The organism is Pararhizobium sp. (genome assembly GCF_035497515.1).
In the GTDB taxonomy this organism is placed as follows: domain Bacteria; phylum Pseudomonadota; class Alphaproteobacteria; order Rhizobiales; family Rhizobiaceae; genus Pararhizobium.
Map to the genome: position 1 here is coordinate 1 of NZ_DATJDJ010000232.1, position 10,117 is coordinate 10,117.

Consider the following 10,117-nt stretch of genomic DNA (forward strand, 5'->3'; position numbering starts at 1 on the left):
CGAAATCTCGTCGAACGGGTTCATCGACATCTTCACATTGGCAAGCTCGACACCGGACCCATCCGACTTCACACGGATCTTCACGTTGTAGTCGACGACACGCTTGACGGTGACCAGGATTTTCATGATGTCCTTCCTTACGAAACGTTTGCGAGAAAATGCGCTTTAACGCAGCGGCCTGATTGTCGGTTGGCGACATCGATACGCGTTTTTTCCCCAATTACAATCTCCGCCAATCGGCTCCCTAAAAGATTGCCACCGGAAAAATACTGACGTTTACGTGCGCGTCAACGAAATTTTGGTGCGGTTGTTATTTCGGCAATTCGAGATCGAGCATCCATCCCCGGCCCATCCACTCAATGTCCTGTTTCGCCGATGAATTCCCTGATTGCTGCGATTTCCACGGAGTGGCTCTACGACGGCCTGCCCCAGAGCGTCGGCTTGACCGGTGCTTCCGAGGCGGGATCGGTTGATGTCGCGACGGTCGCTTCGACATGCCGCACAGCACGCGGCGTCACGATTGTCCGGTCGAATAGCGGAACATCCCGGCGTCGCAAAATGACCACCAGGATCAACCCGGCGATGATGCCGCCGACATGAGCGCCCCAGGAAACACCGCCATCGGGATCGACGACCAGCATGAGGAATTGCTGCCCGAGCCAGAGCGCCAGCGGAATGAAGGCTGGAAGCGGCAGCGGGATGCGAAACATCACCAGCACCCAGACGCGGACCTTCGGGTGCAGCAGGAAATAGGCGGCGACGATGCCGGAAATGGCACCCGACGCACCGATCAGCGGCGATTCCGAAGCGGTGTTGACCAGACCATGTGCAAAAGCACCGGCGGCCGCGCACAGGAGATAGAAGAGCAGGAAGCGAACATGCCCCAGCGCGTCCTCGACATTGTCCCCGAACACCCAGAGAAAGATCATGTTGCCGAACAGATGCCAGAAATCGCCATGCAGGAAGGAATAGGTGATGTAGGTGGCTTCGTCGGGCACGAGTACGAGGTTCGGCGCCAGATGGGCATAGTCGAAGGCGATCGCCGGAATATAACCCAGCCCCATCGTCGTCGCATTCGAAAACTCTTCCGGAACGAGCAGTGGCCCGGTAAACAGCCAGATCAGCGTGTTGAGGGCGATCAGGCTGATCGTGACATATTGGACCTTGATATGCTTCAGGGAATTGGCGTCGTGCAGCGGTATGAACATGGGGTCCCCTGAAGGCTTGGCCGGCTGGAAACCTTACCTGTTTTTTCCCGGAACCCAAAGCACATCCGACTTGCCCTGGTCATTGGTCCAGCGGGCCGCGACGAAGAGGAAATCGGAGAGCCGGTTGACATATTCCAGTGCGGGGCCGCTGATCGTTTCACCCTCGGTACGGGCAAGTTCCACCATATGGCGTTCGGCGCGCCGGACGATCGTGCGAGCAATGTGGAGCGCCGCCGCCGCTCCGCTGCCGCCGGGAAGGACGAAGGAGCGCAGAGGATCGAGATCGGCATTCAAAAGGTCGATCTCGGCTTCCAGCCGCGTCACCTGGGCAGCGATGATCCTGAGCGGTTCGTAGGGCAGGGTCTCGCCGGTATCGGGCGTGGAAAGATCGGCGCCAAGATCGAACAGGTCGTTCTGGATGCGCATCAGCATGGCATCGAGCGAGGCAATATCGACCGTGTGCTGGCGTGCCAGGCCGATGAAGGAATTGGCCTCGTCGATCGTGCCATAGGCCTCGACCCGCAGATCACTCTTCAGCCGTCGTGGGCCGCTCGCAAGGCCGGTCGTGCCGTCATCGCCGGTTCGCGTATAGATATTGTTGAGCTTGACCATGGCCTTTAACGCCCGCCGCCGGTGATCCACAGCGTCAGCATGATCAGCAGGACCGCGACCGCCTGCAGGAAAACGCGGGCCTGCATCAACTTGTTGGATCGGCTGCCGCTGCCGCCCTTGGCCATGGTGAGCAGGCCACGAATGAGCACGATGACGACGAGGCCCATGACGAGCAGGGTCAGGCCGGTGAGAAAACTTTGCATGCGCGTATCCTTGCCTTCAACTCAGCCGAGACGGCCGATGAAACGATAAAACAGTGCGGCCGGGAGCAGTTTCTTCAAAAGCGCGCCCTGCTTGGCCGGCTGTGTCACAATGTAATGCGGCTTCGGCTTCTTCGCCGTCAAGGCGCGTTTCAGCACAGCATAGACGGCGTCCGGTCCGAGCTTGCCAGCAGAGGGGCCGCTTTCTCCGGTCAGCCGCCGCATCTGCCGTTCATATTCGACCGCATGCACCGAGCCCTTGAGGTCGATGAAACGCTCGATATTGACGATCGCATTGACCATGAAACGCGATTCGATCGGTCCCGGCTCGATCAGGCTCACTTCGATGCCGCTGCCGGCCAGTTCCATCCGCATCGTCAGCGTCAGACCCTCCAGCGCGAATTTCGAGGCATTGTAGGCGCCGCGCCATCTGTACGGCACGATGCCGAGAATGGATGAGCACTGGACGATGCGGCCATGCCCCTGCGTCCGCATGGCCGGGATGACCCGCCGTGTCAGGTCGTGCCAGCCGACGACATTGGTTTCCAGTTGCAGCCGCAGCGCTTCCGTCGGCAGGTCTTCCACCGCGCCGGCCTGGCCATAGGCGCCGTTGTTGAACAATGCATCCAGTCGACCGCCGGTCCGGGCGAAAACCTCATCGACCAGAGCCGATATGGTCTCCGGTTTCGTATAATCCATCAGGAACGCCTCGATGCCGTCCTTTTCAAGGCTTTCGAGGTCTTGCCGCCGGCGAACGGTCGCGAACACCCGCCAGCCGTCCCGTTGCAGGGCACGCGCGCACCAGGCGCCGATGCCCGAGGAGCAGCCGGTGATGATTATCGAGGGACGGTCTGTCATGATGGCTTTTCCTGTAGAAATCGCAGCCCGGTTTCCCATATTCAGGAACGGGTTACAATCCAACCGACGTGAACACTGTTTTGGAGAGAGAATGCCGGCCTTCATACGCATCGCCTGGAAGGTCGTCTTCGATGCCGTCTGGCATTTCAGCGAGGACGACGGCTGGGCGATGGCAAGCCATGTGGCGCTGTCCACGCTTCTCGCGATCTTTCCCTTCCTGATTTTCGGCACGGCGCTCGGGAGCTTTCTGGGGGCCGACCAGTTCGCGACGACGGCGGTGCATTTCATCTTCGACACCTGGCCGGAATCGATCGCCAAGCCGATTTCCGACGAGGTCGTACAGGTTTTGACCATCCCGCGCGGCGGACTGCTCACCATATCGGTGCTCGCCGCCGCCTATTTCGCCTCGAACGGGGTCGAGGCGCTGCGCATCTCGCTCAACCGCGCCTACCGGGTCGCCGAAAGCCGGCCCTGGTACAAGACCCGGATCGCCAGCCTCGCCTTCGTTCTCGCCGGCGTCCTCGTGCTGGCCATCGTCAGCATCCTGCTGGTCGCCGTGCCGCTCGCCATCCGCTATGCCGGCACCTATCTGCCCTGGTTCAACAATCTCCTGACCTGGATCGACAGCTGGAGCCTGCCCGGCGTCTTCGTCATGCTGACCGCCGGCCTGATCGTCAGCCATCTCTGGCTGCCCGACGGCCGCCGCAAGATTCTCGATGTGCTGCCCGGCATTATCCTGACGCTCGTCGCCTGGTCGATCGGCGCCTATGTCTTCGCCTCCTATCTCGCCACCTTTGCGAACTATGTCTCCACCTATGCCGGGTTGGCGTCGATCATGATCGCGCTGGTCTTTCTCTATATTGTCGGCGTCATCTTCATCATCGGTGCCGAGATCAATGCCGCGATCATGAAATACAAGGTGAAGCGCATGGTGATCCGCCACATCAGGGGGGTGAAGGACGATCCGGCCAGACAGGAAGCGGCAAGAGACGTTCCGAGCGAGAACACACTATAGGCCGATCATGGCGCGGATATCCGCCGGTGTCTTTCCCGCTTGCCGAAAGGCGGCGATACCGGTGTCTCGGTTGCTTTTGGAGAGCTTGCGGCCATCCTCGCCGGGGATCAGGCGGTGATGATGATAGAGCGGCTGCGGCAGGTCCAGGAGGTGCTGCAGCAATCGGTGAACCGATGTGGCATGGAACAGATCGCGACCCCGCACGACATGGGTGATGCCCTGTCGCGCATCGTCCAGCGTCACCGCCAGATGATAGCTCGACGGCGCATCCGAGCGGGACAGGATGACGTCGCCCCAGCAGGCCGGATCGGCGACGACCGTGCCCGTTTCCCCCTGCGGCCCGGCCCCGATTTCCTGCCAGGTCAGTGGTTCCGTTATCTTCGCCACGGCCTTTGCCATGTCCAGTCGCCAGGCATGCTGCGTGCCGCGCGTGAACCTCCGCTGCCTTTCCGATTCTGGCAGGCTCCGCTCGTCGCCCGGATAGACCGGCGCGCCATCGGGATCGCGCGGCCAAGTCTTGCCCTGCGCTTCGAACGCAGCGACGCGGGCCTTGATCTCTCCGCGCGTCAGGAAGGAGGGATAGACGAGGCCACGGTCGATCAGTTTGCCAAGCGCGCCCCGGTAGAGATCGAGATGCTCCGATTGCCGCCGGACCGGCCTTTCCCAATCCAACCCCAGCCAGCCGAGATCATCGAGGATGGCTGCCTCGTATTCCGGCGTGCAGCGGCTGATATCGATGTCCTCGATGCGCAGCAGGAAACGTCCGTTTTTCGCCTGTGCCATGTCGTGATTGAGAATGGCCGACAGCGCATGGCCGAGGTGCAACTGGCCGTTCGGGCTTGGCGCGAAACGGAAAACGGGTTGTTTTGGCAAGGCTTCATCCATACCTTGTTCTTGCCACGGAAATGCCGATCCGGCCATATGTTCGCCCGGCTATCCGCAGGCTGGCACCGGAGGCGCTGGAGGACAGGAACATGCGGATCATCCGCACGCACGAGGATATCACCGCCGGCCTCAGCGGGCTGGTGATGCTCGATGCGCGGCTGGAGCATGTCGTGTCGAAGGCAGGCCCGGTGCCGCTCCGCCGCACAGATCCCGGCTATCGCGGCATCGCCAATATCATCGTCTCGCAAATGGTGTCCAAGGCCAGCGCCGCCGCCATCTGGTCGCGCATGGAAGCATCTCTCGGCGATATCAACGCCGAGGCCGTCCATGCCATGTCGGATGACGATTGCCGCCAGTTCGGCCTGTCGCGGGCCAAGGCCGATGCGCTGCGGCGGGTGGCCGCCGCCGTGCTGTCGGGTGACCTGGATCTGGAGGCCATCTGTTCGATCGAGGGTTCCGCCGCCATCCGTGAGATGACGGCGATCAAGGGCGTCGGCCGCTGGACGGCAGAGGTCTATCTGCTGTTCTGCGCCGGCCATCCGGATGTCTTTCCGGTGGGAGATGTGGCGCTGCAGAATGCCGTCGGCCATGCGCTGATGCTGGAGACGCGCCCGTCGGCCCGCGAGTTGGATTCGCTGACGGAAATCTGGGCACCCTGGCGCAGCGTCGCGGCCCGGCTTTTCTGGGCCTATTACGCCACCGAAATGCGCAGCGACGGCCTGCCGGTGACACCTTGAGGTAAAAAGCGAATCTTTTGTCTGCTTTTCGTTTTGGCTTCACAATCCTGACGCAACGCGCCTAATATAGAAGGTGCAAGTGCCGAATCGAGCAGGAGTTTACTGGCTTGACGATTGCAGTCTCACCACATGGCCTTCCGGCGCTCGTGTTGAACGCCGATTACAGGCCGCTGAGTTATTATCCCTTGTCGCTCTGGTCCTGGCAGGACGCGATCAAGGCCGTTTTCCTCGGCCGCGTGCATATCCTGGCCGAATACGATCACCAGGTTTCGTCGCCCAGCTTCTCCATGCGCCTGCCGAGCGTCGTCTGCCTGAAAAGCTACGTCCAGCCATCGCGCCATCCGGCCTTCACCCGGTTCAACGTCTTCCTGCGTGACCGCTTCGAATGCCAGTATTGCGGATCGCCGGACGACCTGACATTCGATCATGTGATCCCGCGCTGCTGCGGCGGCCAGACCACCTGGGAAAACGTCGTCGCCGCCTGCTCGCCCTGCAATCTGCGCAAAGGCGGCAAGCTGCCGCGCCAGGCCGGCATGTTCCCGCACCAGAAGCCCTTCCACCCGACGGTGCAGGACCTCCACAACAACGGCCGCCTCTTCCCGCCCAACCATCTGCATGAAAGCTGGATGGATTATCTGTATTGGGATGTGGAACTGCAGCCGTAAGCGGGGCGAGGACTTGCGAAGGCATTCACCGACGCGGCTGCAAATTTCGCTTTGGGCGAGGTTAGCTTAATATGCGCAGCTCCTGGCGGATTGCCATGTGCCTTCTTCGCGATATACCGGGAAGGAATATGCAGCCAATTTCCTCTCCCGATCTGAGAGCTGCTCAGGCCGAGCGAGCTCCTCAATATTTCTATGGCTGAATGGCGGGAACGGCAAAACATCCTCCAACAACCATTAATCGGGATTCAATATGAAAGACCGGGGGGATTTTATAGGCACATCAGTAGAACATCACACGGAGATTCCAGTCGAACGATTGGGATCGCCCGGCGCGAGTTCCGTTCTGATAATTGTGCCTGAATACTCCGACAATCGGTTCGCGGGAAAAAGTCGGCATAACGACACGACCATGCGCGCCTTCTCTTGCAAGGCCCGCTTGTCAGAAAATCCAGGAGACACTCGAAGATTCAACGCGGCATTTGGCAAAGACGACGGCTCCAGTCATCTGCTAGTTGATAAACAACGTCGCAAAATTAAACTAACTACCCGGACAGTGAAGGTTCTCTTTGAAACGAATGGAAATGGCGAGATTTCCATGGCAGCGGGTGACGTCACGTCAACCAATGAAAACCACGCCAAAGCAATATTTGAGGATGCGCTAACACCTTGGCTGGACAAGCTCAGCTACGCTCATCAGGTTCCGATTCACCTTGCACAAATTGTCGTCCATGATGTGCTGAACGATACGCAACATTTCTATTTTCAGTCTCCACCGCGGCATTCAAAAATTCAGGAAGGAGAGGATAAAATAGTTGAGCGCATGATGCCGATTTACGCATTATATCGAGAAGCTCAAAATGCCTCGGCTCCGTTCTATAAAGTGTTAAGCCTCTTTAAAATCATGGAAGGTTTGCTCAACCCACTACGGACTGAGGTTCTCCGTGATCTACGAAAACAGCGAAGGAACCAAAACATCCCAAAGCTGACGGTACCCGATCACCCGGATATTGCAGAATGGCTCAGAATACACGTTGGTCAACCAGTTGGCGTTTTCGTAAACGGTTTCCTCACCAACGAGTATCGTAACGCCATCGCACATTTCGAACTTAGAGACAGAAGGGCAATGAACGTTGGCAGCTCAAAGATTCGTACAAAAGGGGCAGAAGTTGCTTTTTTGGCTGACTTGTGTGCACGCGTGCTGATTGAGAACCATGAAAATCTCTTGGCACGACTGGACGCGAAAACCGATTGATTCATTACCTCTTCGCCGCACCCCGCCACGCAATCCCCGCCAATATCACGCTGGCAATAACATTCCACCCGGAAAACGAGAGCCCGAGCACGCGCAGGGCCGCGTCCGTGCAGGATGGGCCGTGTTTGCTGTCGAGGTCGCCGAGCAGGTCGCCGACATTGGAGGAGACGCCCTGGGCGGTGGTGGCGCAGGTCGCCGGGCCTGCCCAGAAATGCCATTCGACGCCGGCGTGATAGATGCCGATCCCGGCGCCGACCAGCATCAGGATGGCGATCACGCCGAGCAGGACACGGGTCAACTGTATGGGTAGTTTCACGACTGAACTGACCACGGCGAGGATGCCGATCGGGATGGCCCAGTAATAGGGCGTGCGCTGCATCAGGCAGAGCGCGCAGGGAATGTAGCCGCCGATATGCTCGAAGGCGAGCGCGCCGCCGACGGTTGCCGCCATGCCCAGCGTCACCAGGAGGGAGGGCAGGAAGCGGCGGTCGGGGGAGGTGAGGCTGTCGCTCAAGGCGGGCTCCATGGAATCAGGGCAGGGTGGAATGATCAGGCAAGGAGGCGGTAGGCGGCGAACATGGCGATCAGGAGGCCGGCGACCGCGGCGGCCAGCAGGCCCAGCCGCTTCTCGATAAAGTGGCGGATTTCCTCGCCATAGCGGCGCAGCAGCCAGGCGAGGATATAGAAGCGGGCACCACGGGCGATGATCGCCGAGACGATGAACAGGCCGAGATTGATATTGGCTGCACCCGAGAGGATGGTCACCACCTTGATCGGCGGCAGGTGCGCGAGGCCTGACGTCACCAGAAGCAGCACCAGCGTTTCATAGCCGACCGAAGCCTTCATCGCCTCGAAGGCTTCGAGCTTGCCGTAGAAATGCAGGATGGGCTTCGCCAGCGCCTCGAAGGCATAATGGCCTATATACCAGCCGGCAATGCCGCCCAGCACGGATGCGACCGTCGCAACGAAGGCATAGCGCCAGGCTTTTTCCGGCTTGGCCAGCGCCATCGGCAGGAACAGCACGTCGGCCGGAACGAGGAAGACGGAGCTTTCGACGAAGGCGATGATGGCCAGCCAGGCTTCGGCGGATTTCCGGGCGGCGAGCGACATTGTCCAGTCGTAAAGGCGTCGGAGCATGCGGAGCTTCCTGTTGAGGTCAAAGCCTTTTAGCAGGAACGGCCAAGCTGTAAATGACCTGCTGCAGGTGCGAACCGCACAGTTTTGTGATTCCTGACCGACGATATTCAAAATCCCGGTTGACCGCCCCAAAACGCATCGTGTACACGCATTTCACTACCTCAAAGGATCCGTGCCCCGTTGGCGGAATTGGTCGACGCGCCTGACTCAAAATCAGGTTCCGAGAGGAGTGCTGGTTCGATTCCGGCACGGGGCACCACAGTTTCCTTTTTACAGCCGAACCTCGGCGCCCCGTTGGTGCTGGTGCGGCCCCTAACGAATTTCCCCAGGGACGATCTTAGGGGGCGGATGCCCCATAACAACTTTCCCCGACCGCTTTTCGGGGCTTTACGCCGAAAATTCTCTAAATCCGAAAGCTAACTGGTTCAGAACCCCAGTCGGGTTCCGCAAGGTCCGGAACCGGCCCGATGCTTCGACCGGCAAACTGCACGGCAGGAAAGCCGTTTTCCAACAGATACTGTTCGGCGTTCTCATCGCCGTTCAACGCGTTCCGCAACTGCCTTTCCGGAGCCCCATCGAAGTAGCCCATTTCCAAATCGCATCCTTCTTGGCCGAGGTAGATCATCGATCTGACAAGAAGATCATAGGCTGCTCGATAGACTTTCAAAGGGGCGGTCAAAATCTGACTCTCTTCGGACAATCCGTTTTGGGCCATTCTGGCAAAGCCCTGTTGAACGCTGTTGGTGTGCTTGATCTCGAACCGGACAAAGTCCGTATTCCGCTTAAGCGTCTGGCCGATTGGGCGGTCAAAGGCCAGCGCGCCGAATTCGGGATCGCTGAATACGAGCGCTATCCGGAAGGTGCTGACTTCGTCGTCACCGAATTCATCGTCAACTTGCGTGACGTAAGCGCCTTCAAAATAGAGGTCCTGATCGTGATCTACGATGAGCGCCTCTTGGCGGCCAAAATGGACGTAGATGGTTTCATCGCCAGGGAGGACCAGATTGCGCAGGCTGAAGGCCGAGATGTCGTTCTTTGGTAGCTTCGGGAGCAATGCCGATACGTCGAAGATTGAGCACTCGTCGCTGTGTAAGACGGGCTCTGCTATCATTTCGAAGACCCTGATCCGACCTTGCATGTCCGCGATTTGTTCGTCGGTTGCGCCCGACATCTCAGCGGTCTGCACCCAGCGAGCCATTGTGCTGCGCTGGCGGGCCAGCTTGGGATCGGACAGTTGGATGTTCTTCTCAATGGCAGCTTTTGTTTGAGCGGAGCGTTCGTATCCCGCTGCCGAGATAAAAATGGTGCGTACGGGGTGTGGTAGGTATTCCATTGGGCGTCCTCTGGTTTGTCCAAAGGTTTCGTCGATTATTGCAAGTGACAACCTCGCTTAACGTTCTGCGTATCAGGTGCCCGACGGAGGCGAGGAGCGTGTGACTGGAAAGTTGCACGCCGACGCTGCACGGCATGATTGATTGCCCCTGCTTATCAAGCAGGTGCGAAACTTGAGCATATCGACGCCTATAAAACCTTGGTCGTGGTCACCTT

The 10,117-nt window shown here is 59.1% G+C and carries 12 protein-coding genes, 1 tRNA gene and 1 pseudogene; 5 read left to right on the forward strand and 9 right to left on the reverse strand.

Going from position 1 to position 10,117, the window contains the following annotated elements:
• From VL202_RS24355 to VL202_RS24375, 5 genes and pseudogenes are all read right to left on the reverse strand, one after another.
• Nucleotides 1-126: pseudogene (locus tag VL202_RS24355) on the reverse strand (electron transfer flavoprotein subunit beta/FixA family protein); the annotation flags it as partial.
• Between the two features lie 287 nt (nt 127-413).
• Nucleotides 414-1,208 carry a rhomboid family intramembrane serine protease gene (locus VL202_RS24360; RefSeq protein ID WP_325466636.1) on the reverse strand — a complete coding sequence of 265 codons (795 nt, stop codon included), beginning with the start codon at nt 1,206-1,208 and terminating at the stop codon, nt 414-416.
• A 33-nt stretch (nt 1,209-1,241) separates the two neighbouring features.
• Nucleotides 1,242-1,820: a cob(I)yrinic acid a,c-diamide adenosyltransferase gene (locus tag VL202_RS24365; protein ID WP_325466637.1), complete on the reverse strand. Its 579-nt coding sequence runs from the start codon at nt 1,818-1,820 to the stop codon at nt 1,242-1,244.
• Between the two features lie 5 nt (nt 1,821-1,825).
• Nucleotides 1,826-2,023, reverse strand: coding sequence for a twin transmembrane helix small protein (locus VL202_RS24370; RefSeq protein WP_325466638.1), 198 nt, complete (start codon nt 2,021-2,023; stop codon nt 1,826-1,828).
• 21 nt (nt 2,024-2,044) lie between these two features.
• Nucleotides 2,045-2,878, reverse strand: a complete 834-nt coding sequence (locus VL202_RS24375) for an SDR family oxidoreductase (RefSeq protein ID WP_325466639.1) — start codon at nt 2,876-2,878, stop codon at nt 2,045-2,047.
• A 91-nt stretch (nt 2,879-2,969) separates the two neighbouring features.
• On the opposite strand from VL202_RS24375, the gene VL202_RS24380 reads away from it, so the two are divergent.
• Complete coding sequence (locus VL202_RS24380; RefSeq protein WP_325466640.1) at nt 2,970-3,893, forward strand: YihY/virulence factor BrkB family protein; 924 nt, start codon at nt 2,970-2,972, stop codon at nt 3,891-3,893.
• On the opposite strand, the gene gluQRS is transcribed toward VL202_RS24380, so the two are convergent.
• The gene (gene gluQRS, locus VL202_RS24385; protein ID WP_325466641.1) at nt 3,888-4,778 is read right to left on the reverse strand and encodes a tRNA glutamyl-Q(34) synthetase GluQRS; all 891 of its coding nucleotides are present in this window, start codon (nt 4,776-4,778) and stop codon (nt 3,888-3,890) included. The genes VL202_RS24380 and gluQRS overlap by 6 nt on opposite strands.
• 89 nt (nt 4,779-4,867) lie before the next feature.
• On the opposite strand from gluQRS, the gene VL202_RS24390 reads away from it, so the two are divergent.
• From VL202_RS24390 to mauJ, 3 genes are all read left to right on the forward strand, one after another.
• On the forward strand, nt 4,868-5,515 hold the full coding sequence (locus VL202_RS24390; protein ID WP_325466642.1) for a DNA-3-methyladenine glycosylase: 648 nt from the start codon (nt 4,868-4,870) through the stop codon (nt 5,513-5,515).
• Between the two features lie 107 nt (nt 5,516-5,622).
• Complete coding sequence (locus tag VL202_RS24395) at nt 5,623-6,180, forward strand: HNH endonuclease (RefSeq protein WP_325466643.1); 558 nt, start codon at nt 5,623-5,625, stop codon at nt 6,178-6,180.
• A 250-nt stretch (nt 6,181-6,430) separates the two neighbouring features.
• Nucleotides 6,431-7,432, forward strand: a complete 1,002-nt coding sequence (gene mauJ, locus VL202_RS24400) for a methylamine utilization protein MauJ (RefSeq protein ID WP_325466644.1) — start codon at nt 6,431-6,433, stop codon at nt 7,430-7,432.
• 4 nt (nt 7,433-7,436) lie between these two features.
• On the opposite strand, the gene VL202_RS24405 is transcribed toward mauJ, so the two are convergent.
• A complete protein-coding gene (locus VL202_RS24405) occupies nt 7,437-7,958 on the reverse strand; it encodes a disulfide bond formation protein B (protein ID WP_325466645.1) in 522 nt (173 codons plus the stop codon).
• Between the two features lie 23 nt (nt 7,959-7,981).
• Complete coding sequence (locus VL202_RS24410) at nt 7,982-8,569, reverse strand: YqaA family protein (RefSeq protein WP_325466646.1); 588 nt, start codon at nt 8,567-8,569, stop codon at nt 7,982-7,984.
• A 174-nt stretch (nt 8,570-8,743) separates the two neighbouring features.
• Between VL202_RS24410 and VL202_RS24415 the strand changes: the two genes are divergently transcribed.
• Nucleotides 8,744-8,828: transfer RNA gene (locus VL202_RS24415), tRNA-Leu, on the forward strand.
• 144 nt (nt 8,829-8,972) lie between these two features.
• On the opposite strand, the gene VL202_RS24420 is transcribed toward VL202_RS24415, so the two are convergent.
• Nucleotides 8,973-9,902, reverse strand: coding sequence for a hypothetical protein (locus tag VL202_RS24420; protein ID WP_325466647.1), 930 nt, complete (start codon nt 9,900-9,902; stop codon nt 8,973-8,975).
• Nucleotides 9,903-10,117 lie beyond the last annotated feature (215 nt).

Bases quoted from the DNA above. Each gene is read 5' to 3' on its own strand.
- VL202_RS24375 (WP_325466639.1), bottom strand. From the start codon at position 2,878: ATGACAGACCGTCCCTCGATAATCATCACCGGCTGCTCCTCGGGCATC.
- mauJ (WP_325466644.1), top strand. From the start codon at position 6,431: ATGAAAGACCGGGGGGATTTTATAGGCACATCAGTAGAACATCACACG.
- VL202_RS24405 (WP_325466645.1), bottom strand. From the start codon at position 7,958: ATGGAGCCCGCCTTGAGCGACAGCCTCACCTCCCCCGACCGCCGCTTC.
- VL202_RS24380 (WP_325466640.1), top strand. From the start codon at position 2,970: ATGCCGGCCTTCATACGCATCGCCTGGAAGGTCGTCTTCGATGCCGTC.
- VL202_RS24410 (WP_325466646.1), bottom strand. From the start codon at position 8,569: ATGCTCCGACGCCTTTACGACTGGACAATGTCGCTCGCCGCCCGGAAA.
- VL202_RS24390 (WP_325466642.1), top strand. From the start codon at position 4,868: ATGCGGATCATCCGCACGCACGAGGATATCACCGCCGGCCTCAGCGGG.
- VL202_RS24420 (WP_325466647.1), bottom strand. From the start codon at position 9,902: ATGGAATACCTACCACACCCCGTACGCACCATTTTTATCTCGGCAGCG.
- gluQRS (WP_325466641.1), bottom strand. From the start codon at position 4,778: ATGGATGAAGCCTTGCCAAAACAACCCGTTTTCCGTTTCGCGCCAAGC.
- VL202_RS24370 (WP_325466638.1), bottom strand. From the start codon at position 2,023: ATGCAAAGTTTTCTCACCGGCCTGACCCTGCTCGTCATGGGCCTCGTC.
- VL202_RS24365 (WP_325466637.1), bottom strand. From the start codon at position 1,820: ATGGTCAAGCTCAACAATATCTATACGCGAACCGGCGATGACGGCACG.
- VL202_RS24360 (WP_325466636.1), bottom strand. From the start codon at position 1,208: ATGTTCATACCGCTGCACGACGCCAATTCCCTGAAGCATATCAAGGTC.